This is a genomic window from Plantactinospora sp. GCM10030261, assembly GCF_042666615.1.
Taxonomy (GTDB): Bacteria; Actinomycetota; Actinomycetes; order Mycobacteriales; family Micromonosporaceae; genus KBS50.
This window is the reverse complement of record NZ_JBHTDD010000022.1, coordinates 36364-60581: the sequence shown is the minus strand read 5'-3', so window position 1 is coordinate 60581 and position 24218 is coordinate 36364. Positions and strand designations below refer to the sequence as shown.

Here is a 24218-nt window from a genome sequence, read left to right as displayed (position 1 = left end):
AATGAAGAGTGGGCCGGTGGCACCCGACGAGGTGTACCCGCCGCGCCGGGCGACGATACGGGAGGTCGCCGACGCGGCCGGGGTGTCCCGGTCGACGGCGTCCCGGGCGTTGACCGGCCGCGGTTACGTGGCTCCGGCGGTGCGGGACCGGGTGCGCGAGGTGGCTCGCGGGCTCGGGTATGTGGCCGACGCGACGGCCCGCCACCTGCGGCAACAGGCCAGCCAGTCGATCGGCGTCCTGGTCTCGGACCTGAACAACCCGTTCTACGCCGGGCTCGCGGCCGGCATCAGCCAACAGGCCCGCAAACGGCAGTACACGATGATGCTGGCCGACGACGGCGGGTCGCCGGAGGTGGAGGCGGAGGCGGCCGAGGCGTTCGTCGCGCTCCGGGTCGCCGGCGTGATCGTGACGCCCGTTTCGGCCGAGATCAGCACCTACCTGGCCCGGCAACGGATTCCGGTGGTGGAGGTCGACCGGCAGTTCGCCGCCGGCGCCTGCGACGCGGTGGTCGTCGACAACGAGAGCGCGGCCCGCAGGGTCACCACCCAACTCCTGGAGCTGGGACATCGCCGGATCGCCCTGGTGATCGACGAGATGCACTGGACCACCGGCCGGGACCGGCTCGCCGGCTACCGGGCGGCGTTCACCACTGCCGGCGTGCCGTTCGACGACTCGCTCGTGGTGACCGCCGGGTGGGACGTCGAGGCCGCCCGGATCGAGGCGCACAAGCTGCTCAGCCGGTCGGAGCCGCCGACGGCCGTGTTCGCCGCGAACAACGTGCTGGCCGAGGCCGTCTGGCGGGCGTCGGCCGAGTTGAGCCTGTCGATCCCCGGGCAGCTGAGCCTGGTGTCGTTCGACGACGTGTCATGGATGAGTCTGGTCCGGCCGGGGGTGACCGCGGTCGCCCAGGACCCGGTCGCCCTCGGGGAGGCCGCCATCTCGCAACTCTTCGAACGCATCCAGGCACCGCTCGCACCCGTGCGGACTGTGCTGTTGTCGGCCAGGGTGGCATCGCGCGGCTCGACCGCACCGCCGCCGGCGGGCTGAGCCGAGCCGGCATCTTCGCAGGCCGGGCCGTGGCTGGGCGGCTCGGGCGCACCGTGGACCATCCGGTCGGCTGTCACTTGACGGCATTCGGGGTGCCTCATAGGCTCTGTCTGGGATCGATCCCATAGATGGTCTCACTTCTCCTGACCCGCGGACCGGCGCCATGACGGAGACACCCTCCCCCCACCGGCGCAGGGCCGACCGAGAGGACTCGCATGACCGACCCTGAACCGTCCGCCCCGCCGCCCGACGGCGATCCGGGGCCGGTCCTGGCCCTCGACATCGGCGGCACGAAACTGGCGGTGGCCGTGGTGACGGCCGACGGTGCGGCCCACGGTCTCCTGGTGGAACCGACCCGCCGCGAGGACGGCTGGCGAGTGGTGACCCGTCGCCTGTTCGACATGGGCCGGCGCGCCATCGATCTGGCCGGGACGGTTCCGGTCCGGGCCGTGGGCATCGCCTGCGGCGGCCCGCTGGACGTGCCGTCCGGACGGTTGCTCGGTCCCCCGCACCTGCCCGGTTGGCTCGACGTGCCGATCGGTCCGCTGGCCGCGGACGCTTTCGGGGTCCCGTTCGCGCTACAGAACGACGCCACCGTGGCCGCCATCGCCGAGTACCGGTTCGGCGCCGGCCGCGGGACCGACACGATGCTCTACCTCACCGTGTCGACAGGCGTCGGTGGCGGTGCGATCATCAACGGCCAGCTGCACCGGGGGTCGGCCGGCAACGGCGGCGAGTTCGGGCACCTGACCGTCCACCGGGGCGGCCGGCTCTGCAGTTGTGGGCGACGCGGATGCGTCGAGGCGTACGCCTCGGGCACCTCCATCGCACAGCGCGCCCGGGAGGCGCTGGCGGGCGGCGCCCCGTCGTCGTTGGCCGCGGTGCCGACCCTGACCGCGGCGGACGTCTCCGCGGCGGCGGTGGCCGGCGATCCGCTGGCGGTGCGGATCTGGGCCGAGACGATCGACCTGCTCGGCGCGGCGGTGACCGACCTCGTGAACGTCTTCGAGCCCGATCTGGTCGTCCTCGGCGGCGGCGTCACCCGTTCGGGTGCCATGCTGCTCGACCCGGTCCGCGACCTCGTCGCCCGGGAGGCCATGGCGCCCGCGGCCCGCGCCGCGCGGGTCGTCCTCGCCGACCTCGGCGACCTGGTCTGTGTCGTGGGTGCCGGAGCGATCGGCTACGACCTGTTGACCGGCGCGACCCTCGACGGATCCCCCGATCTCAACCCGTCCGGCGGTGGACGCACCGGACGGCCTGACCAGAATCTTGAGGTGGAACGGGCACATGTCTGACTGGTTGACGACCCAACTGGGCGAGCACCTGGCCGTCGCCGAGGCGACGGCCACCCTGTCCGACGAGATCAGGGAGGTCGGGACGCTGGTCCGGGACCGGCTCGCGAACGGCGGCACCGTCTTTACGTTCGGCAACGGCGGCAGCGCGGCCGACGCCCAGCACCTCACCGGCGAGCTGATCGGCCGCTACAAGCGGGACCGGCGACCACTGCCGGCGGTCACCCTGAGCACCGACGCCAGCGCGATGACCTGCATCGCCAACGACTACCAGTACGCCGATGTCTTCTCCCGCCAGGTGGAGGCGCTGGCCCGGCCGGGTGACGTGGTGGTCGCGTTCACCACCTCGGGGCGGTCGTCCAACGTGGTCGCGGCGCTCGCCGCGGCGCAGGCGAAGGGCGCCACGACCCTGCTGTTCGCTGGCGGCGACGGGGGTCCGGCCCGGATCCACGCCGACCGGGCGTTGCTCGTCCCGTCCAAGAGCACCCAGCGGATCCAGGAGATGCACACGCTGATGCTGCACGTGATCAGTGAGATGGTCGACGCCTGGGCCGCGGGAGAGGAGCCCACCCCGTGACCGGACACACCGAGGACCGGATCGGCAGCGCTGGGCGGGTGCCTCGGCAGCGGCCGGAGGCACCGGTCTCCAACGCTCCGTCCGGGGACCAGCCTGCGGAGCTGCGCCCCGCCGACCGTCCCGCCGCCACCCCGGACCGCACCCTGCACATGATCGGGAACGCACACCTCGACCCGGTGTGGCTGTGGCCGTGGCAGGAGGGTTACCAGGAGGCGCGGGCGACGTTCTGGTCCGCGATCCACCGGATGGACGAGTACCCCGACTTCGTCTTCACCTGCAACCAGATAGTCCTGCTGACCTGGGTGGAGGAGTCCGATCCGGAGCTTTTCGCCCGGATCCGTGAGCGGGTGGCGGAAGGACGCTGGCAGATGGTGGGCGGCTGGTGGGTCGAGCCGGACTGCAACATGCCCTCCGGTGAGTCGTTCGTCCGGCAGGGCCTGTACGGCCAGCGCTATCTCAAAGACAGGTTCGGGGTCACCGCCACCGTCGGGATGAACGTCGACCCGTTCGGGCACAACGGCATGCTGCCGCAGATCCTGCGCGGCCAGGGCATGCACGCGTACTGCTTCCTGCGGCCGGGCCCGCACGAGTCCAGCCTCACCGGGACCGCGTTCTGGTGGGAGTCACCGGACGGATCGCGGGTGCTGGCCTACCGGATCCCGTTCGAGTACTGCAGCCCGCCCGGCGACATCGCCGGGCAGACCGACAAGTCGCTCGGCGTGCTCGACCACGACCTGGGCGACATGATGATCTACTTTGGCGTGGGTAACCACGGTGGCGGACCCACCCGGGCCAACATCGAGTCCATCCACCGGTACGACCGGATGGGTTCGTTCGGACGCATGGTGATCTCGTCACCGGGCCGATACTTCGACGAGTTCGCCAAGAACCAGGGCGACGACGGGCTGGCCAAGCTGCCGGTGTGGCGCGACGACCTGCAGATGCACGCGCCCGGCTGCTACTCGGCGCACTCCGGCATCAAGCTCTGGCAGCGCCGGGCACAGGCGGCCATCCTGTCCGCCGAGCGGTGGGGAGTGATCGGGTCCACGCTCTTCGGGCTCGACTACCCGACCGCGGACCTGGGGCGGGCCTGGAAGCAGATCCTGTTCAACCAGTTCCACGACGTGCTGCCGGGTTCCGCGATCGAGAGCGCGTACGACGACGCGCGGGACCAGCTCGGCGAGGCGGTGGCCATCGCCAAGCGGATCATCACGCGGACGCACAACGTGATCGCCCGGCACGTCGACATTCCACTTGTCGAGGGCACCCAGCCGGTGCTGGTGTTCAATCCGCACCCGTGGCCGGTGACGACCCACGTCGAGGTGCAGTACGGTGCCCAGCCCACCGGCGTACACGTGGTGGACGCCGACGGCCGGTTGGCCCTCTCCCAGCGCACCCAGTCGGTGGCCACCACGGACGACCGGAACCGCGGCGCGACCGTGTTCGAGGCGGACGTACCGGCCCTGGGCTACCGGCTCTACCGGCTGCGGTCCGGTGCCGCGCCGGCCGAAACCGCCGGTGCTGCCGCAGGCGCCGCGCCGGTCGGTGCTGCCGAGACCGCCGCGCCGGCCGGGTCGGCGACCGCCGGTGCCGCCGAGACCACCGCACCGGCCGGGTCGGCCTGGGCGGCCGGCGAGCGGCCGGCCGGCACGCTGCACGCGACCGAAACGGTGCTGGAGAACGACCTGCTCCGGGTCGAACTCGACCCGGAGACCGGCTGGCTCGTCTCGCTGCTGGACAAGCGGACCGGGGTGGACGTGGTCGCCGGCGCCCGGGGCGAGCACACCCAGATCTGCCAGGACCCGACCGACACCTGGGGACACCGGGTCGTCTCCTACCGCTGGCCCGGCGCGCCGATGACGACCACCCGGATCGTCCTGCGGGAAACCGGGCCGCTGCGCGCCCGGCTCCGGGTCGAACGCGAGTGGCACCGGTCCACGATGGTGGAGGAGTTCATCCTGGGGCACCGCGACGACCAGGTCGAGGTGCGGGTGACCCTCGACTGGCGGGAGCGGGCGCACCTGCTCAAGCTCTGCTTCCCGACGGCCGTGGCCGACCCGGTGTCGACGTACGAGATCCCGTTCGGGTCGATCGAGCAGCCCGTCGACGGCGGCGAGAACCCGGCCCAGTCCTGGGTGGACATCACCGGGACGGTGGCCGGCCGACCCGCCGGCCTCGCGGTGGTCAACAACGCCAAGCACGGGTACGACGTCTCGCCAGGAGAGCCGGGCGGGGACACCCCGAGCATCGGCATCACCGCCGTACGCAGTCCCGTGTACTCCTGGCACGACCCGCGACAGCTCGATCCGGACGGCTTCTACTCGTACCAGGATCAGGGCATCCAGTCGTTCCGTTACCTGCTCGTGCCACACGGCGGCGACCGTCGGGCCGCGGGCCTGTCGCGTCGGGCCGCCGAGCTGGGCGCGCCGGTGCGGGCCATGCTGGAGAGCTTCCACCCGGGCACGCTGCCGGCGCGGCAGAGCTACCTGTCCGACGGTGGCGGCCAGGTGCTGGTCACCGCGGTCAAGGGCCACGAGGACGGCGGCGAAACGCCGGATCTGGTGGTGCGGGCCGTGGAGAGTACCGGCCGGCCGGGTCGGGCCCGGATCGAGCTGCCCCTGCTGGGTCGGGTGATCGAGACCGACTTCGGGCCGAGCCAGCTCCGCACCTTCCGGGTGCCCCGCGACGGTGGCGAGGTCCGGGAACTCGACCTGATCGAGTGGGACCTGGACGAGGGTCCACGCGCCGCCATCGATACATCGACGATGCTGGCGGCGCCGGCCGGAGGGTCCGCGGCCGAGCCGGACCGGGTTTCCGAGTCGGGCCGCAACGCGTCGGACGCCACGATGCCGGCCGAGCGGATGGCCCCCGGCCAGCGCCGCCGCGCCAGCGACGACTGACGCACGGAAGATTCGGGTCGCGGCGGGGCAGGCCCCGTCGCGGCCGATCACCCGCTCCGTACCATCCGACCGGATCGCCGGGCCGATCGGTGCCGAGGCACCTACTCAGGCGTCGTGGTGAGCGACCATGTCGTCGACGGCGAGGTCGACGTCGACGTACGGGATGGGAATGCGCTCGCCGCGGCGATACTCGACACGGGTCCGGTAGCCGGTCGAGATCGGCCCGGTGTGTTCGTAGATCGCTTCCTGGGTGACGACCCAGTAGGCCGGGTAGCCGGCCCGACCATAGAGCTTGGCCTTGACGTTGAGGTCCTGGATGGTGGTGTCATCGGAGACCTCGATGACCAGCAGCACGTCAGCGGCGGCCCAGATCGACAGCCGGGAGCCGACCGACCCGACCGGATCCGCGTCTGCCCGGCGTACCCAGCAGTCGGGGTCGGGCAGCGACTCCCCGGTCGGCAGGGTGGATGTCGTCACCCGCACGCCGGATCGCGGCAGCATCGCCAGTAGCTGGCCGACCGTGTCACCGTGCCACGAACCGATCACCACTGGCCAGATCTCTCCTTCGACGAGTTCCACCCGGCGGTCGAAGGCTCCGGCCTCCCATGCGCGCACGAATTCGCTCTGGCTCCAGTGGTAGGCGAGCGCGGGCCGGGTCATGGAACCGAGCCTAGCAACGCCAGTCCGACCTGCCGGCTAGGAACTGGTGTCCAGCAGGGTGGGATCGGCGAGGGCCTGCTCGCAGGCCAGCAGCAGCACCCCGACGCTCCACGCGTGCGACAGCGTCAGCAGCATGCCCTTCGGCTGGAAGCAGGCGGTCTGGTAGTACCGCTCGCTCACCATGCCCCGGTACGCGTTGAAGTCGCCGTCGAAGCGTGCGATGAACTGGCGGAAGCAGGCGAGCGTTTCCCGAGCCCGCTCGACGTAGTGCGGGTCGCCGCAGGCGGCGGAGAGTTCGGCCAGCTCGGCCGTGCAGATCAGCCCGTACGCGTGCAGGTGCTGGTTGGACGGGGAGGCGTTGTCGGCACCCCGGGTGGCGAACCGGTACGTGTCCAGCAGGGTCCCCGGTGGGAACGTGGTGTTGTAGCTGTACCGGAAGGTGAGTGTCCAGTCGGCGGCCCGCCGGGCCAGGTCCAGCCACCGCGGCTCGCCCGTCCGGCGGTAGAGCGCCAGGTACGCCATCACCGCGACGTACCCGTCCTCGGAGGTGGGCGCCAGGTCGACGTCCTCGGGCGCGCCGTACAGGAACTCGCTCAGCACGTCGGCGGCGTAGAACTCGCCGGCCCGCACGGCGGCGGCCAGGTAGCCACCGTCGGCACCGTCCGGCCCGTCCCACCGGTCCGCCTCGGCGAGCGCGCCCACCCAGGCCAGGCCGGCGCTTCCGGTCCAGGACAGCACCTCGCCGGTGAGCGCGTGGTGGGCGGCGCCGAGGTTGCCGTCCGGTCGCTGCCGGGCGACCACGGCGTCCAGGTTCGACCGGACGGCCCGCACCCAGTCGGGTCGCGTGGCGCGCAGGTCGTCACCCAGTTCCAGGGCGCGGACGAGGAACTGCGTCGCCTCGGCGAGGGTCCGGGAGTGCAGCGTGTGCGGGATCGGTGACCAGCTCTGCGACCAGCCCCGGTCGCGGTACCAGGTGCCCCAGAAGGTGCCCGAGGGGGCCAGGTCGGCGCAGACGAAGTCGATGACGTCGCAGGCGGCGGCCACGTGGTCCGGCGCGTCGACCCGCCGGCCGTGGGCGAGCAGGGCATACGCCCAGGGGATGCCGCTGAGCCAGCCGACGTGCATGGCCTGGCGGTCGACCGGGCGGTGGTCCTGGCCGCTGAGTTCCCGGTCGAAGCCGACGGTCTCCAGCAGCACGCCGGGCTCGGCGTAGTGCCATCGACGCAGCCCGTCGGCCGCCAACGCGGCGGCCTCGGCGACGTCGACCCAGGGCCGCAGCGGCGCGCGGGCCGCGTGCCGCGCGTGCTCCTCCCGGAGTACGGCGGCGTAGCCGTGCCGGTCGTCGGTCAGGTCGTGGACGGCGACGTCGAGGTGGACGAGTTCGCCGGGGCGCCAGGGGTGGGCGGTGGTCTCCGCCGGCCGTGGGGTCGCGGAGCCGCCGTAGCTGACCGGCCCCTCCCGGAACGGGAAGGTCACCCACACGCTGCCCTGGCCGGTCGCGGCGTCGTGACCGAAGCCGAGGCCGGTCATGCCGAGGTCGGTGGTCTCGTCGACGAGCAGGGCCACGCCGCCGGGCCCGGCCCAGCCGAACACCGCCGGGGTGGCCGCCCGGTCGGCCCGGAACTCCCAGTGGTCGCTGATCATGGCGGCGTGGTCGGCCGATCCGCTGGCGCCGACCGCGAACCGGGGAAAGATCCGCAGGCAGTCGACCGGCCGGTTCTCGCCGTAGAAGACGCCCGGGATCAGCCACCAGGGCTGGTCCGGCCCGGCGGCGAGGCCGATCCGGAAGCGGATGGCCGCGGTGACCTCCCGCTCGCCCCGGTAGCGCACGCTCAGCCGGACGTTCCGGCGACCGGTACCGGACGGCGGCGCCCAGTCGACGTCGACCGTGAACGGCCCGGTTCCGGGCGGCTCGACGCGCCCGTCGGCATGGATGATCTCAATGGTTCCGGTGGGGGGGTACACCTGTGAACGTCGCCTTCCGAACCTTATGGGATCGATGCCAGAATGTGTTTGCTCAACGTACCGGAAGTGGCCTGCTACGAGCGAGAGGTGGCACCATTCGAAGCGTTGACACGGTCATGAAGCTGTGATTGCGTAGATGGCCACGATCCCACACAAACCTCTCATCCCCCCACCCTCGCGGAGCTGCCGGATGCACCGGTCACTGGCCAACCTGACCCTGCGGATCGAACGGACCGTCAATCAACGTCTCCTGCCGGCGCTCTATCGGGACGTGGAACCCGTCCACGTCGAGGCCGCGCACCTCCCCGGCGAGCCCGTGCCGGCGAGCGAGGGACTGTCCCTGGCATACGCCCCCTTCCAGGTGGGCCAGCCATGGGGACGAGCCTGGAGCACCACCTGGTTCCGGTTCACCGGTGAGGTGCCGGAGCGGATGCGCGGCGGGCGGGTGGAACTCCTCGTCGACCTGGGCTTCGAGCGGGCCGGTCCGGGGTTCCGGTCCGAGGGCCTCGCCTACACCCCCGACGGGACGCCAATCAAGGGCATCGAACCCCGCACGGCGTACGTGCCGGTCGCTCGGCCGGCCAGCGGCGGCGAGCGGGTCGACGTGTACGTCGAGGCCGCCGCCAACCCCCGGTTCGACGGCACGGTCACCCCGCTCGGCGATCCGGACACCCTCCCCGACCGGCCGCTCTACCGGCTGGACCGGGCCGAACTCGCGGTGCTCGACGAGGAGGTGCACGCGCTCGTCCTGGACGTACAGGTGCTGCACCAACTCGCCCTGACGCTGGCCGAGACCGACCCGCGGCACCACGAGATCCGCCGGGCGATCGAGCTGATGTTCGACGAACTGGACGTCGCCGACATATCCGGCGGCGCGGCCGCCGCGCGGGCCCGGCTCGCCGACGCGCTCGCCTCCCCGGCCGTCCCCAGCGCCCACCGGATCACCGCCGTGGGCCACGCGCACATCGACTCCGCGTGGCTCTGGCCGGTACGCGAAACCATCCGCAAGTGCTCCCGGACCTTCTCCAACGTCGTGGCCCTGGCCGACGAGTACCCCGAGCTGATCTTCGCCTGCTCCTCTGCGCAGCAGTACGCGTGGCTGCGCGAACACCACCCGAAGGTGTACCAGCGGGTCGCGGAGAAGGTGGCCTCGGGCCAGTTCCTCCCGGTCGGCGGCATGTGGGTGGAGTCGGACACCAACATGCCGGGCGGCGAGGCGATGGTCCGTCAGTTCACCGAGGGCAAGCGCTTCTTCGCCGAGGAGTTCGGGGTCGAGCCGCGCGAGGTCTGGCTCCCCGACTCGTTCGGCTACACGGCCGCCCTGCCCCAGCTCGCCCGGCTGGCCGGATTCCGCTGGTTCCTCACCCAGAAGATGTCCTGGAACCAGACCAACCAGTTCCCGCACCACACGTTCTGGTGGGAGGGCATCGACGGCAGCCGGATCTTCACCCACTTCCCGCCCGCCGACACCTACAGCTCCGAACTGTCCGGCAAGGAGCTGGCGTACGGGGTGAGCAACTTCGCCGAGCACGGCCGGTCCTCGGTGTCGCTGCTCCCGTTCGGCTACGGCGACGGTGGCGGCGGCCCGACCCGGGAGATGCTGGAGACGGCGAAGCGGGTGGCCGACCTGGAGGGTTCGCCCAAGGTCGCGATCCGGACCCCGGCCGACTTCTTCACCGAGGCGGAACGGGAGTACCCAGACGCCCCGGTGTGGAGCGGTGAGATGTACCTCGAATACCACCGGGGCACCTACACCAGCCAGTCCGCGATGAAGCGCGGCAACCGCCGCACCGAGCACCTGCTCCGCGAGGCCGAGCTGTGGTGCACCGCCGCCGCGGTGCAATCCGGTCACCCGTACCCGTACGACGAACTGGCCGCGATCTGGCAGGAAACGCTGCTCATGCAGTTCCACGACATCCTGCCCGGCAGCTCGATCGCCTGGGTGCACCGCGAGGCCCGGCAGGCGTACGCGAAGCTGGCAAACCGCCTGGATACCGTGATCGAGGCGGCGCTTGTCGCCCTGTCCGGCCCGGGTTCGATCCCGTTGACCGCCAACGCCGCGCCGCACGCGCGGGACGGCGTACCGGCGCTCGGGGTGTCTCCGGACGCGGCGGCCGAAGCGCCTGACGTCGCGGTGCGGACCGACGACGACGGCACCACACTGGACAACGGGCTGCTCCGGGTCCGCGTCGGGGTGGACGGAACGGTCACCGCCATCCGCGACCTGGTCGCCGACCGGGAGGTGCTCCCGCCCGGTAGCGCGGCAAACCTGCTCCAGCTCCACCCGGACACCCCGAACGAATTCGACGCGTGGGACATCGAGGAGTTCTACCGGCGCCGGCGCCGGGACCTGACCGGGGTGGTCAAGCTTGTGGTCGAGGCGGACGATCCCCGGGTGGCCCGGGTTCGGGTGACCCGCGAGGACCGCGACTCGACGTACACCCAGACCATCTCGCTGGCCGCCGGCGAGCGGGTGGTGCGGTTCGGCGCGGAGGTGGACTGGAACGAGCGGGAGACCCTGCTCAAGGTCGCTTTCCCGGTCGACGTGCAGGCCGCGCACTCCAGCTCGGAGATCCAGTTCGGCCACGTCCAGCGGCCGACGCACACGAACACGTCGTGGGACGCGGCGCGGTTCGAGATCTGCGCGCACCGCTGGCTACACGTCGGCGAGCCGGGCTACGGCGTGGCACTGGTCAACGACGGCACGTACGGGCACGACGTGACCCGCCGGCCGCCCGGTGACGCGCTCGGGGCGCAGCCGACCACCGTACGGCTGTCGCTGCTGCGCGGACCGCGTTACCCCGACCCGGACACCGACCGGGGCCGGCACCGCTTCGCGTACGCGCTGGTCTGCGGCGCGGAGATCGCCGACGCGGTACGCGAGGGTTACCGGGCCAACCTGCCCGTCCGCCGGCTGACCGGGGCGGCGCCGGTGGAACCGCTTATCGAGGTGAGCAACCCGGCCGTGGTGGTGGAGGCGGTGAAGCTGGCCGACGACCGGTCCGGGGACGTGGTGGTCCGGCTGTACGAGTCGCTCGGCGGTCGGGCCCGCACCCGGCTCACCGCGTCGTTCGAGGTCGCCGAGGTCAGCGTCCGGGACCTGCTGGAGCGCCCGGACGACGAGGTGGCGGCGCTGGCCCCGATCTCCGTCGACGGGGCCTCGGTGGACCTCTCGCTGGCGCCGTTCCAGGTGGTCACCCTGCGACTGCGACCGGCCTGACCTCTTCCTCCCCCTCCCCTCGCGCGCCCCCGCCCTCGGCCCCTCCTCGCCGCGATCTTGCAGTTTCGGCCCCTCTTTTGCGGCCTTACTCCCGATTAGCCGAGGCCCGAAGTGCAAGATCAACGGGGACAGGGGGCCGGGGTGGGCCGTCTCCAGCGGTGCCGTTGACGCCGGACGGGCGCGGGATCAGCGCACCACGCGGCGCAGCAGCACGTCAGCGACACCGTGACCGTCGACGGTGACCTGGTCGCCGCCGGTCACCCCGGGGCCGTCCCAGCTCACCGTCGCCGCCACCGGTTCCGCACCGACGTTGCGCAGCCGCACCCGGACAACCCCACCGCCCACCGGGCGGACCTCGGCGAGCAACCGGTCGGCGGGCTCCACCCGCAGCCCGGTGCCGCCACCGTCGACAGTGACCGGGCCGGCGTACTGCCGGGCCTGGAGCGGTTCGAGCAGGTTCCGGCCGTACACCCGGACCTGCTCGCGGGTGACCGCGGAGCCGGCGGCGGCGAACCGGTACCGGTAGCGCCGGGTGCCGTCCTGGCTGGCCTGGAAGTTGGTGAAGTGCAGGTTGTTCATCAGCCAGCTGTTGACCTGGCCACCGGCCACCGCGAGACGGCGCGCCCACTTCCCGGTGTGCAAGCCTCCGACCTGCACCAGCGGGGCGTCGAAGCTGCCCCAGAGGATGCCGTGCCGGTCGTTCGTGACGCCGATCGCGTGCTGGATGGAGTACCAGTCCTTGCTGGTGTCCGGGAGTTGTTCCGTCTCGGCCGCGTAGACCGCACCGGCCGTCTCCAGCAGGAACGTCGGATCGGGCACATCGAACGGGAACGCGACGAAGATGCTCTCCGGGGCCAGCACCGAGGGCTTGACCACGTGGACGTCAAGGTCGACGGCGTCGACATCGCGGTGCAGGGTGAGCGTCGCGGTCGCCGCGGGAAGTCCCGGCGCGGCGACCCGCCAGGTGATCGTCGCGAGATCGACCGTTTCGGTGATTTCGGGTTCGTCGTCTCCGGTGGCCGTCAGCCGGTCGAAGTCGGGCCCGGGATAGTCCGGGTGGAAGTCCTTGGGCGAGCGCACCACCATCGGGTGATCGGAGTAGGCGGGAACCGTCTCCATGATGACCGCGCCGAGCCCGTACGACATTGCCCGGTCGACCAGCTCCCGGCCGCCACGCAGGTCCACCAGGGAAACCACCCCGCCGCGGGCAGGGTCGACCACGGCCCGGTACGTGCCCATGGTGACCTCGCGGCCTGGGCGCCGGCGCGGCGGTTCGGGGGTGGCCAGCAGCGCGACGCCGAAGGCGGGTACCCGGGCCACCAGCCGGCCGCGCCGGGCGCCGTCGAGTTCGACCTCGACGGGTTCGATCCGCTCCCGCTCGGTCGGGTTGACCACCAGGACGCCGCTGGCCGGCACCGCGGCCTCGGACCCACTCGCGACCTCGGACCCACTCACGGCCTCGGACCCACTCGCGACCCCGCGCCCACTCGCGGCCTCGGACCCACTCGCGGCAAGCCGGAACATTCCCTCGATGGCCAGGTCCCGGGCTCGGTCGTAGGCCTGGTAGGCGAACGCCGCCTTGGCGTTCCAGTGCGAGTGGCTGAACGTCGAGTGCGGCTTCGAGTAGGTCTCCCACGATCCCCAGGTGTGTTCGGCGAAGAGCAGCAGATCCTCGTCGACCCGCGCCAGGTCGGCGACCGCCTCCCGCTCGTCGCGGAGCAGCGCCGGTCCGCGCCGGTAGCCGAGGACGTGGGCGAGGGCCAGGTCACCGTCGCCGCGCAGCAATGCCAAGCCGAGGCTCGTCTGGGCGGCCCGGGCGAAGGACCGGGCCTCCCGGTAGACGGCCACCTCGCGCGCCGTCGACCCGTGGCCGTGCGACCACCAGTCGGACCATTCACCGCGTACGACCGGGACGCCGGCCCGCTCGGCCTGCGGTACCAGCAGGTCGAGCGCCTCGTCGATGGTCGCGGTCCGCATCGGCGGATTTCCGGGTACGGCGTTCCAGTGCCGCACCACGTCGAGGAATCGCGCGGTTGGCCAGCGGTTGTCGTTGCCGGCGTGGACCACCGCCACGTCGTACGGGTAGTCCTCGCGCGCCTCCAGCCGCTTGACGAACTCCGCGATGTTTCGCTCGGCGGTGACGACGTCGCCGTCGACGATTCCCCACTCCTCGCCGAAGCCGTAGTGCGTGGAGAGCCAGACGAAGATCCGGTCGCCGCTGGGGCCCTCCCACCAGAAGCCGGTGGGCTGCTCGAACGGCGCCCGGCCGTGGTCCGGATTCAGCGCCATGACGAGGCGGGACATGCCGGCGCGGCGCATCGCGTCCACGGTGCCCCAGGCGATCCCGTTCACGTCGCCGTGCTGTTGGGTGCGCACCGGTAGGCCGGCTTCCCGCAGGGTGCCGATCGCGTCGTACGCGGCGCCGAACTCGGCATCTGACGGGAGCTGCGTCATGTTGAGGTAACCGCCGGTGACCGACACGACTCCATCGGTGGCCAGCCGCCGCAGCTCGTCCACCTCCGCATCGCCGGCCTCGGCGAGGAATCGCAGGACCGGCCGGGCCACCTCGAAGGTCCACCGGAACCGGGCGGGCCCGGGTCCGGGGTGGCCGGCGCACAGTCGCAACACCTCTCCGACCACGCGTTTGTGCTGGTCATCGATGATGCGCGGGCTGTTCGTGTAACCGACGTCGTGGTGGGTATGTCCGATGAGCAGGATCTCGCCAATGGATGGCACGCATCCCCCTGAGATGTGGCATCGTTTCCATGCCTGATCCAACTCCACATTGGCCGCCCTGGCAACCCCCACCCCCCTCCTGACCTGCTACGACATCTAACTGAAACATTCAGCTCTTGTGTCCGGTCTCACCTTCCGATACGGTCCGGCCTGGTACGGATTCCATGTGCTACCTGGTCTTATCTCTTAGGGGGTCGGCTTCGCCGGCCCTGATGCCGTCGAAGGGACACCGATGAGAAAGAGGCGAGCGGCCTTCGTAGCCGCGGGCGTCGCCGCCGCGCTTGTTGCGACAACCGCCTGCGGTTCGTCAGACGAGTCCGGTGGCGGCGATGACGCGGATTACGCGGCCAAGCCGTCCGGCACGATGAGCTACTGGGGTTTCAACAACGCCGACGACGTGGGCAAGGCCCGGCTCGACTACGCCGCTAAGCAGCTCGATGGCGTCACGCTGGAAGCGGACCAGACGAACTTCGACGCGCAGAAGTTCACCACCCGCCTCGCCAGCGGAAGCGTCCCCGACGTGGTGCAGATGGACCGCAACCAGGTGCTCACCTACGCGGCGCAGGACCTCATCATGCCGCTTGACAAGTGCTTCGAGGGCAACAAGGTCGACCCCAAGGAGCGGTGGTACACCGACTCGGTGCTCCCCGACGTGACGTACCAGGACAAGATCTGGGGAGTGCCGCAGTTCTACCAGCCGCCGGCCCTCATCCTGAACCGGGCCGTCATGGAGGCCGCCGGGGTACAGGAAGCCGACATCGACACCTCCAACCCGGAGAAACTGCTCACCGCCATCGGCAAGATGTACAAGGCGAACGGCGACGTCCCGGCCACGCTCGGCCTCAACCCGGAGGCCACCGGGCAGATCAACCTGTGGATCGCGGGCCAGGGCGGCCGGATCGCCGACGAGAGCGGCAAGCCCACTCTCGATGACCCGAACAACGTCGCCGCGCTGGAACTGCTCAAGAAGATCACCGATGCGCAGGGCGGGTTCGCCAAGGTGAAGAGCTTCGTCGACTCGTTCGACAAGTTCGGCGAGAAGAACCAGTTCGTCGCCAACCAGGTCGGGGCCGAGGTGGACGCCCAGTGGTACCCGAACGTCCTCTCGCCGTTCAAGGACCAGGTCAAGCTGAGCGCCGTGCCGTTCAAGGACAAGAGCGGCAATCCGATCACGGTGGCCGGCGGCGGCACCGCGTTCGTCATCCCCACGAAGGCCAAGAACCCGGCGGCCGGCTGCAAGTGGGCGCTGGCGCTTACCGAGCAGGGCTCCTGGGACGCCGCCGCGGAGGCGCGGGCCCAGACGGTCGAGCAGAAGAAGTCAATTAACACCGGACTGTTCACCGGCTCGCCGGCCGCCGACAAGGCCATCCGGGAGAAGTACGTCAAGCCCAGCGGCAACGCGGACTTCGACAAGGTGATCGCCACGTACTACGAGGTTGTCGACAAGGGCAAGCCCGTCGGCTCGTCACCGGCCGGTCAGCAGATCACCCAGGAGATGCTGAACGCGGTAAGCGCCACGCTGCTCGGCAACAAGCCCGCGCAGCAGGCTCTGGCGGACGCGCAGACCGCCGCGATGAACGCGTACAACACTGTGGCTGGCGGCTGATCCGATCCAGCGTTTCACCCCCGGGCGTGGCGGGTCCTCGCATAGCGCGAAGGCCCGCCACAGCCAGTTCCGGACACCCCCTACCGCGGGTCCTCCGGCACCAGCACATGATGGAGGCGTTGGATGACAAGTACCGTCGCATCGCCTGACACCGGCTCCCCCGCCAGCAAGGCGACTCGACCGGTCAGGAAGAGAAAGTACAACCGCCGGGAAGCGTTGGCCGGCTACCTCTTCATCTCGCCGTGGATCATCGGATTCCTGATCTTCACCGCCGGGACGATGATCTACAGCTTGATCATCTCATTCAGCCGGTACAACCTGGCGACGAACGTCATCAAGCCGGCCGGGACCAACAATTACCAGGCTTTGCTGGACAACCCCAAGGTCGCCGCGTCGCTGGGTAACACGCTCTTCTACGCGGTGCTGGCGGTGCCGCTGGAGATCTGCTTCGCGCTCTTCCTGGCGATGCTGCTCAACCGGGTCGGACGTGGCGCCGGGTTCTTCCGCACCGTCTACTACCTGCCGAAGATGACTCCGATGGTGGCCACCGCGGCAATCTTCTTCCTGCTGCTCAACGGCAACACCGGCGCCATCAACCAGGGCCTCCGGTTCTTCGGGATCGACGGGCCGCAGTGGCTCGTGGATCCGACCTGGGTGAAGCCGTCGATCGTGCTGATGACGCTCTGGGGAGTCAGCGGCACGATGGTCATCTTCCTGGCCGCCCTCAAGACCGTCCCCAAGGACCTCTACGAGGTCGCCTCGCTGGACGGGGCGGGGCCGGTCCGGAAGTTCTTCACGATCACCCTTCCGATGATCTCCGGCGCGATGTTCTTCAACGTCATCATCCTGACCATCGCGGCTTTCCAGGTGTTCGACCAGGCATACCTGCTGTTCTGGCGGGACCAGAACAACGCGGCGCCGGAGGCGTCGCTGTTCTACGCGGTCTACCTGTTCCAGGAGGCGTTCCGGCAGTTCAACTTCGGCTTCGCGGCGGCGATGGCGTGGCTGCTCTTCGTCATCCTGATGATCCTGACCTTCATCCAGGTCAAGGTCGGCAACCGCTTCGTGTACTACGAGGGAGACCGGTCATGACGACAATCGGCCCCAGCACCGCACCCCCACCGGCTCCCGCGCTGGCCGAGGCGGTCGACGCCGCACCCACCGAGAAGGCGGTCGAGCCACAGCCGCCGCCGACGAAGTGGACCGTCGGCCGAATCCTGCTGACGGCGCTGCTCGTCGGCTTCGCGGCGTTGTTCCTGTATCCGCTGGTCTGGTTGATCGCGGCGAGCCTCAAGCCGGCGAGCCAGGTGTTCGACAACTCCCTCATTCCGCGAACGTGGCGCTTCGACAACTACGTCGAGATCTGGAATCAACTGCCGCTGCTGAACTGGATGTTCAACAGCGTCGCGATCGCGCTACTCGCCGCCGCGGCGGTCTCGATCTCCAGCTCGGTGGTGGCCTTCGGGTTCGCGTACTTCCGGTTCCCCGGCCGCAACATCCTGTTCGGGCTGGTCCTCGGCACCATGATGCTGCCGGCCTCGGTGACGATGATCCCGATGTACCTGATCTGGAAGGAGACCGGCTTCCTCGGCACCTGGGTGCCGCTGTTCGGGGCCAACCTGTTCGGCTCCGCCTTCTACATCTTCCTGCAACGCCAGTTCTACCTCGGCCTGCCCCGGGAGTTGTTCGAGGCGGCCCGGATGGACGGGTCTAGCTACTGGCAGTTGTTCTGGCGGATCGCCATGCCGCTGTCCATCCCGTCGTTCATCATCGTGTTCCTGTTCGAGTTCCAGGCGGCGTGGAACAACTTCCAGGGCGCGCTGATCTACCTCAACGCCGGATCGGTCGAGGACTTCACCGCGCCGCTGGGCATCGCGTACGCCATGACGAAGTACAGCCCGACGGCCGGCGGCCAGGGCGACTACCAGTACGTCATGGTCGCCTCGTTGCTCGTGACGCTGCCAATGCTCCTGCTGTTCAGCTTCGGCCAGCGCTACTTCATCGAGGGAGTGGCCACCCAGGGCCGCAAGGGCTGAGTGCGAAGGTTGGGCCCCTCAGGCAGAGCAGTTAGCGCCTGGCTGAGGGCCTGCCTCGCGCTCAAGCGCGTTCCCGGAGCCAGTGCAGCGCCCTCGCCGCGTCGGAGGCCAGGATCGAGACGTGTCCGTCGTCTGGCGTCGTCCGAAACTCGGCGGCGGCACACCGGCGCGCCAACCAGTCGCCGTGCGCCCGCGGCACCACCCGGTCCCGGTCGCCGTACAGGAGCAGGAGCGGGCCGGTCGTCCGGGCCGGGTCGAAGCCCCACGAGGTTACGTAGGCGATGTCGTCGTCGACCAGTCCGCCAGGACCGTTCGCCAGCGCCGGGTTCACGACGCTGATCAGCCAGGACCACTCGTCGGCGAGGGCAGCGTGATCCGCGGCGGTGAACTCCGGGTCGTACTCGACGCCCGAGAGTTCGTAGGCCTCCTTGGCCGCCCGACCTTCGGCGGCGGCCCGCAGGGATGCCACCCCGGAGGGCACCATGCCCGCGAACCAGTCCAGCCCTTCGGCGTCGTACGGGGCCAGCCCCGCCATGCTGACCGCGCCGAGCACACGATCGGGAAGCAACGCGGCGCAGGCCAACGCGTGTGGGCCACCCCCTGAGTGGCCCATCACCGCGAACCGGTCGATGCCCAGCGCGTCGGCGACGGCCCGGACGTGACCGGCGGCGGACGCCACGTCGCGGCCGGGCCGGCGGGTCGATCCACCGTAGCCGGGCCGGTCGTAGGACACCCAACGGATGCCCAGGTCCGCGGCGGTGGCGAAGAGCGGCTCCGGGGGTGCCCCGATGTTCGGGGTGCCATGGTGCCAGAAGACGGCCAGCCGGCGGTCCGGTCCGGCGCCTGTGTCGTAGACGTGGAGCCGGTGCCCGTCCTCCACCGTGATGTCGGTCTCGATCACTGTCCGAGGTTAGCCGGTCCAGCTGACCAACGACCGGTCAGCTGTTCGGTATTCGGACGGTTACGTCGGGATACTTCCGCCGGCCTTCCGGAGCCGGTCCGGCCACCCAGCGACAGGTGACGACCGCATACCGTGAAACCCTCCGGAAAGGACGATCGAACTGGGCACATGCGCTGGATCGCGGCTGCTCCGATGAGGTAAATTCGCGAATCGGTCACCGCCTCTGGCGCGCCTGGCGCCTGCGGTGCCGCCGCCCAATCGCCGCGAGGCGAGCCGGGGACCCGAGCACCTGGGGCTAATCCGCGACAGCGGTAGGGGCCACTTCCGCCCCGCGCCCGTCAGCTAACCCGGTCGGCGGTTGACGGAAGGAACAGACAGCAACGATGCCGCGCCGACACCGCTGGTTGGCCCCGATCGTCGGAGCAGTGGCGGCGATCGCCGTCCTGGCCACCCCCGCCCCAGCCGCAGCAGACCCGGACGCTCCGGCACCGGATGGTCACGGAGAGACGCAGAAGCCACCACCCCTGCTCAGCGACTGGCTGGAGTCCACGAACCGAGCGTTCGTCCAGGCGAAGGGGAAGCTGGACAAGTCGAAGCAGCGTCAGCAGCAGCTGACCACCGAGATGACCCGGGCCCAGGGTGAGATCGACCGGCTGATGCCCGAGGTGGGAACGATCGCCGCCTCGTCCTACCGGACCGGTCGACTGGGCGGTGCGGCGATGCTGCTCAACAGCGCGTCGTCGGACACCTTCGTCGACCGCGCCGCCCGGCTACACGAGGTCAACCTGGTCAACGACAGCAAGATCGGCGCGCTGAACGACGCCCGTAACCGCGCCACCCAGGCCAAGATTTTGATCGATGTCCAGATCGCGGAGCAGCAGCGACAGACCAACGTGATGGCCAAGCAGAAGCAGGAGGCCGACAAGGCGTTCAAGCTGCTCGGCGGCAACCGGTCGATCCGCGATGTCGGCGTCGCCTCCACCTCGCCGGTGGCCAAGGCCGCGCCCCGGGACTCCGACGGCGGCTGGCCCAGCGAGTCCTGCAACAAGAACGACCCGACCACCTCCGGCTGCGTCACCGGCCGCACCCTGAACGCGTACCACGAGACGCGCAAGGCCGGCTTCACCCGCTTTGTCGGCTGTCACCGCTCCGGCGGCCCGTTCGAACACCCGAAGGGCCGCGCCTGCGACTGGTCGCTCGTCAAGTCCGGGTTCGTCTCGGCACAGAACACCGACCAGCGGCGGTACGGGAACAACCTGGCCGCGTTCCTGGTCCGCAACGCCGACCGGCTCGGCATCTACTACATCATCTGGTACAAGCAGATCTGGTTCCCGACCACCGGTTGGAGTTCCTACAGCGGCCCGTCGGACCATACCGATCACGTACACATGTCGATGCTCTAGCGGCACCGATCCGCACGACCGAACGGCCCTCGGCGAATCCCGCCGAGGGCCGTTTCGCGCGCCGGGGCCTGGCGGGCCGCCCCGAACCCAAGCCATTGATCGGTTATGATCCGCCCCGATTCCGACATTCGGGGGAGGGGTCATGGAAAGTCAGCAGGTAACCAGGCGGACATTGCTGTACGGCACACCGGTGGCGTTCGGCAGCGTCATCGCCGGGTCGGGTGCCCCGGCCGCCGCGGCCCCCACGACGACGTCAGCCCTCGCCGCGACGCCGGCCGCCTCGCCGCGAGACTACGGCGCCGTCGGCGACGGCGTCGCGGACGACACCGCTGCGGTAAACGCCTGCCTGGCGGCCAACCGAGGCGTCGACTTCGGCGGCCCAGAAAGCACCTACCTGGTCACCGGCACGCTGCTCGTCGCCCAGGCGGCACCTCAGGTGATCAGTGCGAGCGGCGCCACCGTCAAGGCCGGCGCCGCCGTCAACCTCATGCGGTTGCGGGGTGCGGGCCACACCGTACGCGGCCTGGTCTTCGACGGTAACGGTCAGGCGAGCGGCCTGGCCGTGATCGTCGAGGGCAGCGCGGCCGGCAGTACGGTCGACCGGTGCTCGTTCACCGACATCGCCGGCTGTGCGGTGAGTATTCAGCCCGGTGCGCACCACACCCGAGTCGTGGGCTCAGTAATGCGTCGGTGCGGGCACGGCTCGGCCGTGGCCAGCCCGTTCAACTGTACGGTCTTCGTCGCGGACGCCGATTTCTGCGCGGTGCTCGACAACCAGATGTTGGAGTGTGACTGGGGCGTCTACTTCCGTGGTGACCAGGAAAGCCCCGGGATTCGGTACTACACGTGCCGGGGCAACACCATCACCGGGTCCAGCCCACCGCCTGTCGAGTCGCAGGGCATTTCCAACCGGTACGCCCGCGACTCGACCATCCAGGGCAACACCATCGTCGGGTTCGGAGACAACTGCGTCGACGGCTGGGGCTGTCACCGGCTGACGATCGCGAACAACAACACCTCCGGCGGCAGGAACGGCGTCTTCGTCGGCGACGCGCCGACCGGCAGCATCACCATCAGTGGAAACACCTTCCACGCACCGCGAGTCGGTGGCGTGCGGATCGACAGCAGCACCGGTACCGCCCTGATCATCGGGGTGGTGGTCACCGGCAACACGATCGTCAGCCCGGGTGAGTACGGCATCCAGGTCAGCGACGCGGGCTCCGCCCAGACCACCGGCATCACCGTGGCCAACAATGATTTACAGATCAACGGTACGGCTCCACTCGGCATGCTGATCGAGAACGTCGAAGCGTCGAGGATCATCGGCAACCGGATCTACCGACCTAAGCGGGAGGCGATACTGCTGCGAGGGGTGGACGTCATCGAGGTGTCCGGCAATCTTCTCCAAGACGCCGGAACTGGTTCTCCCAACGCGTACAACGCGCTACAGATCACCAACTCGAACCGGGTCGTGGCGCGCGACAACACCGCGTACGGAACCGCGAAGTACGCGGTCGACATCACCGGTGGCGCCGGGATGACGGTGACCGGAACGCGGTGGCGCGCCCTCGGCACCGGCGGCGTGCGCAACGGGGGCACCAATGCGGTCCTCGCAGACAATGTTCCGCTCTGACCACACGGGCCGAGGCCGTGTGTCGTAGGGCGCGGAGCCGTGAGCGACGACTCTGGTCAATGGCAGTGCTGCCGATAGCTGCGGCTCCCATGGTCCTACCTGGATGGCATCGAGGTAGCTGACCCGCGACCTGGGTTGGCCGGGTCCGCCGAGAGCGATGTCCCGATCGTCCATGCGGCCGGCGGCGGGACCTGGCGGTGCCGGACCCGCACGGCCGCCTCACCCATCGAAGGAGCGGCCGCTCGCGGCTATCATCTCCCGCAGGTCAAGACGCGGCCGTCCATTCATCCAGCCTGTTGCTCCCGGCCGGCGACGAACGCGGCCTCCGCCACCCGCCTGTGGCGCCGCCGCCCATCCCCCCGTCGATGTCACGACCCGACACCGATCCCACGAGGAGTTCCATGTCCAGACTCGCTATGCGCAGAGCCGGTATCGGCCTCGCCGCCCTCGCCACAGTCGCGTTCGGCACGGCGGCCGCCCCGGAACAGCCGGACGCCCGACCGAAGCCGGTAAACGTCCAGTTGCTGGCCATCAACGACTTCCACGGCGCGCTGGAGCCGCCGGGCGGCAGCGGAGGTCAGATCCAGACCGACGCCGCGGGCACGAAGGTGAACGCCGGTGGCGTCGAATACCTCGCCACCCAGCTCAAGGAGCTGGCCGCGGAGCAGAAGAAGCACAACACGATCACCGTGGCCGCCGGTGACCTGATCGGCGCCTCCCCGCTGCTGTCCGCCGCGTTCCACGACGAGCCGACGATCGAGGCACTGTCGCTCGCCGGGTTGGACTACGCCAGCGTCGGCAACCACGAGTTCGATGAGGGCGCCGCCGAGTTGCTGCGCATCCAGAACGGCGGCTGCCACCCGGTGGACGGCTGCGCGGACGGCACCCCGTACCGGGGCGCCGGCTTCCAGTACCTCTCGGCGAACGCCTTCGTCACCGAGACCGGCCGGCCGCTGCTCCCGCCGTACGCCATCCACAAGGTGCAGGGCGTCAAGATCGGCTTCATCGGCATGACGCTCGAAGGCACCAAGGACATCGTCAGCCAGGAGGGGGTGGCCGGGCTCGACTTCGCCGACGAGGCAGAAACCGCCAACCGGTACGCCGCGGAACTGCGCCGCAAGGGTGTCGAAGCCATCGTCGTCCTGCTGCACGAGGGCGGTGCGCAGAGCGGCGCCGACGCGTGGAACGTCAACGGCTGTAGCGGGTTCGGTGGTCCGGTCGTCGACATCACCAACCGGATGTCGGACACGATCGACGTGGTGGTCAGCGGGCACACCCACCAGGCGTACAACTGCGTCATCAACAACAAGTTGGTCACCAGCGCCGCCTCCAGCGGTCGGCTGGTCACGGACATCGACCTGTCGATCGACCGGCGGACCGGTGACGTGCTGACCGCCTCTGCCGACAACACCATCGTCACCCGCGACCAGGCGGCGGACCCAAAGCAGACCAAGCTCATCGCCCGCTACCGGGAGGCGCTCGGCCCGATCGCCGGCGAGGTCGTCGGCACCACCACCGAACCGATCACCCGGACCCAGGAGTCCCTGCTCGGTGAATGCCCGCCGGCCGGCACCGGCATCTGCGGCGAGTCCGCGTTGGGCAACCTGATCGCCGACGCGCAGCTCGCCGCGACCGACGACGAGACCGGGGCGGTCGCCGCCTTGATGAACCCGGGTGGGGTGCGGGCCGACCTGGACGCGGGTCCGGTGACCTACGAGGAGGCGTTCACGGTGCAGCCGTTCGCCAACAACCTCACCACCCTCGACCTGACCGGCGCCCAGCTCTACTGCGTCCTGGAGCAGCAGTTCACGGTGGGCAAGACGCTGTACCAGTCGTCGACTGTCAACTACGTCTTCGACCAGGCCGGCAGCACGGCGCCGGCCGGTGACCCGTGTGCCGGCACCCGGGTGGTCCGGGGCAGCCTCACCATCGGCGGCACGGTCGTCGACCCGGCCGCGACGTACCGCATCACGGTGAACAACTTCCTCGCCGGTGGTGGTGACGGGTTCAGCACGCTGACCGTCGGCACCAACCCGGTGACCGGAATGATCGACCTGGACGCCTTGGTGGCGTACCTGAAGGCGCAGTCCCCGGTGTCGGCGCCGGCGCTGGACCGCATCCGCACCACGGCGGAGCTCCCGGCCGCCTGATCCATTCGCCGGGAAGGGTCCCTTTCGCTCGCGCGGCGACGGGGCTCTTCCCGGCGGCAGGTCGACCGTCCCTTCTGGTGACCAAGGCACT

At 70.1% G+C, this 24218-nt stretch carries 15 protein-coding genes and 1 riboswitch; of the genes, 11 read left to right on the top strand and 4 right to left on the bottom strand.

Annotated features, from left to right (window positions below; genetic code table 11):
• Position 1: 1 nt before the first annotated feature.
• From ACFQUZ_RS23450 to ACFQUZ_RS23435, 4 genes are all read left to right on the top strand, one after another.
• Positions 2-1048 (top strand): LacI family DNA-binding transcriptional regulator, encoded by a 1047-nt coding sequence (locus ACFQUZ_RS23450; protein ID WP_377445885.1) that lies wholly within the window; start codon positions 2-4, stop codon positions 1046-1048.
• A 215-nt stretch (positions 1049-1263) separates the two neighbouring features.
• Entirely contained in the window at positions 1264-2343 is a 1080-nt protein-coding gene (locus ACFQUZ_RS23445) for an ROK family protein (protein WP_377445883.1), read from the top strand.
• The gene (locus ACFQUZ_RS23440) at positions 2336-2917 is read left to right on the top strand and encodes an SIS domain-containing protein (RefSeq protein ID WP_377445881.1); all 582 of its coding nucleotides are present in this window, start codon (positions 2336-2338) and stop codon (positions 2915-2917) included. Before ACFQUZ_RS23445 ends, ACFQUZ_RS23440 begins: the two co-directional genes overlap by 8 nt.
• Entirely contained in the window at positions 2914-5817 is a 2904-nt protein-coding gene (locus tag ACFQUZ_RS23435) for an alpha-mannosidase (protein ID WP_377445879.1), read from the top strand. Before ACFQUZ_RS23440 ends, ACFQUZ_RS23435 begins: the two co-directional genes overlap by 4 nt.
• A 105-nt stretch (positions 5818-5922) precedes the next feature.
• Here the strand turns inward: ACFQUZ_RS23435 and ACFQUZ_RS23430 are convergent, their stop codons facing one another.
• Together ACFQUZ_RS23430 and ACFQUZ_RS23425 are read right to left on the bottom strand one after the other, a co-directional pair.
• Entirely contained in the window at positions 5923-6477 is a 555-nt protein-coding gene (locus tag ACFQUZ_RS23430) for a Uma2 family endonuclease (protein ID WP_377445878.1), read from the bottom strand.
• 36 nt (positions 6478-6513) lie between these two features.
• Positions 6514-8442 carry a hypothetical protein gene (locus ACFQUZ_RS23425; protein WP_377445877.1) on the bottom strand — a complete coding sequence of 643 codons (1929 nt, stop codon included), beginning with the start codon at positions 8440-8442 and terminating at the stop codon, positions 6514-6516.
• 190 nt (positions 8443-8632) lie between these two features.
• Here ACFQUZ_RS23425 and ACFQUZ_RS23420 point away from each other — a divergent pair, with 190 nt between their 5' ends.
• Positions 8633-11662 carry an alpha-mannosidase gene (locus ACFQUZ_RS23420; protein ID WP_377445875.1) on the top strand — a complete coding sequence of 1010 codons (3030 nt, stop codon included), beginning with the start codon at positions 8633-8635 and terminating at the stop codon, positions 11660-11662.
• A gap of 186 nt (positions 11663-11848) precedes the next feature.
• Here ACFQUZ_RS23420 and ACFQUZ_RS23415 read toward each other — a convergent pair whose 3' ends face one another.
• Positions 11849-14398: a hypothetical protein gene (locus ACFQUZ_RS23415; RefSeq protein ID WP_377445874.1), complete on the bottom strand. Its 2550-nt coding sequence runs from the start codon at positions 14396-14398 to the stop codon at positions 11849-11851.
• A 232-nt stretch (positions 14399-14630) separates the two neighbouring features.
• Between ACFQUZ_RS23415 and ACFQUZ_RS23410 the strand changes: the two genes are divergently transcribed.
• From ACFQUZ_RS23410 to ACFQUZ_RS23400, 3 genes are all read left to right on the top strand, one after another.
• Positions 14631-16004, top strand: coding sequence for an ABC transporter substrate-binding protein (locus tag ACFQUZ_RS23410; RefSeq protein WP_377445873.1), 1374 nt, complete (start codon positions 14631-14633; stop codon positions 16002-16004).
• 123 nt (positions 16005-16127) lie between these two features.
• Entirely contained in the window at positions 16128-17096 is a 969-nt protein-coding gene (locus ACFQUZ_RS23405) for a carbohydrate ABC transporter permease (RefSeq protein WP_377445872.1), read from the top strand.
• Complete coding sequence (locus ACFQUZ_RS23400) at positions 17093-18040, top strand: carbohydrate ABC transporter permease (protein ID WP_377445870.1); 948 nt, start codon at positions 17093-17095, stop codon at positions 18038-18040. Before ACFQUZ_RS23405 ends, ACFQUZ_RS23400 begins: the two co-directional genes overlap by 4 nt.
• Before the next feature lie 61 nt (positions 18041-18101).
• On the opposite strand, the gene ACFQUZ_RS23395 is transcribed toward ACFQUZ_RS23400, so the two are convergent.
• Positions 18102-18941: an alpha/beta fold hydrolase gene (locus ACFQUZ_RS23395; RefSeq protein WP_377445869.1), complete on the bottom strand. Its 840-nt coding sequence runs from the start codon at positions 18939-18941 to the stop codon at positions 18102-18104.
• Between the two features lie 241 nt (positions 18942-19182).
• Positions 19183-19314, top strand: a riboswitch (cyclic di-AMP (ydaO/yuaA leader).
• 10 nt (positions 19315-19324) lie between these two features.
• Between ACFQUZ_RS23395 and ACFQUZ_RS23390 the strand changes: the two genes are divergently transcribed.
• The 3 genes from ACFQUZ_RS23390 to ACFQUZ_RS23380 all read left to right on the top strand — a co-directional run bounded on the left by ACFQUZ_RS23390 (position 19325) and on the right by ACFQUZ_RS23380 (position 24127).
• On the top strand, positions 19325-20344 hold the full coding sequence (locus tag ACFQUZ_RS23390) for a coiled-coil domain-containing protein (RefSeq protein ID WP_377445868.1): 1020 nt from the start codon (positions 19325-19327) through the stop codon (positions 20342-20344).
• Between the two features lie 142 nt (positions 20345-20486).
• On the top strand, positions 20487-21977 hold the full coding sequence (locus ACFQUZ_RS23385) for a right-handed parallel beta-helix repeat-containing protein (RefSeq protein ID WP_377445866.1): 1491 nt from the start codon (positions 20487-20489) through the stop codon (positions 21975-21977).
• Between the two features lie 416 nt (positions 21978-22393).
• Positions 22394-24127: a bifunctional metallophosphatase/5'-nucleotidase gene (locus ACFQUZ_RS23380; protein ID WP_377445964.1), complete on the top strand. Its 1734-nt coding sequence runs from the start codon at positions 22394-22396 to the stop codon at positions 24125-24127.
• Positions 24128-24218 lie beyond the last annotated feature (91 nt).

Bases quoted from the DNA above. Each gene is read 5' to 3' on its own strand.
- ACFQUZ_RS23450 (WP_377445885.1), top strand. From the start codon at position 2: ATGAAGAGTGGGCCGGTGGCACCCGACGAGGTGTACCCGCCGCGCCGG.
- ACFQUZ_RS23445 (WP_377445883.1), top strand. From the start codon at position 1,264: ATGACCGACCCTGAACCGTCCGCCCCGCCGCCCGACGGCGATCCGGGG.
- ACFQUZ_RS23440 (WP_377445881.1), top strand. From the start codon at position 2,336: ATGTCTGACTGGTTGACGACCCAACTGGGCGAGCACCTGGCCGTCGCC.
- ACFQUZ_RS23430 (WP_377445878.1), bottom strand. From the start codon at position 6,477: ATGACCCGGCCCGCGCTCGCCTACCACTGGAGCCAGAGCGAATTCGTG.
- ACFQUZ_RS23420 (WP_377445875.1), top strand. From the start codon at position 8,633: ATGCACCGGTCACTGGCCAACCTGACCCTGCGGATCGAACGGACCGTC.
- ACFQUZ_RS23410 (WP_377445873.1), top strand. From the start codon at position 14,631: ATGAGAAAGAGGCGAGCGGCCTTCGTAGCCGCGGGCGTCGCCGCCGCG.
- ACFQUZ_RS23405 (WP_377445872.1), top strand. From the start codon at position 16,128: ATGACAAGTACCGTCGCATCGCCTGACACCGGCTCCCCCGCCAGCAAG.
- ACFQUZ_RS23400 (WP_377445870.1), top strand. From the start codon at position 17,093: ATGACGACAATCGGCCCCAGCACCGCACCCCCACCGGCTCCCGCGCTG.
- ACFQUZ_RS23390 (WP_377445868.1), top strand. From the start codon at position 19,325: ATGCCGCGCCGACACCGCTGGTTGGCCCCGATCGTCGGAGCAGTGGCG.
- ACFQUZ_RS23385 (WP_377445866.1), top strand. From the start codon at position 20,487: ATGGAAAGTCAGCAGGTAACCAGGCGGACATTGCTGTACGGCACACCG.
- ACFQUZ_RS23380 (WP_377445964.1), top strand. From the start codon at position 22,394: ATGCGCAGAGCCGGTATCGGCCTCGCCGCCCTCGCCACAGTCGCGTTC.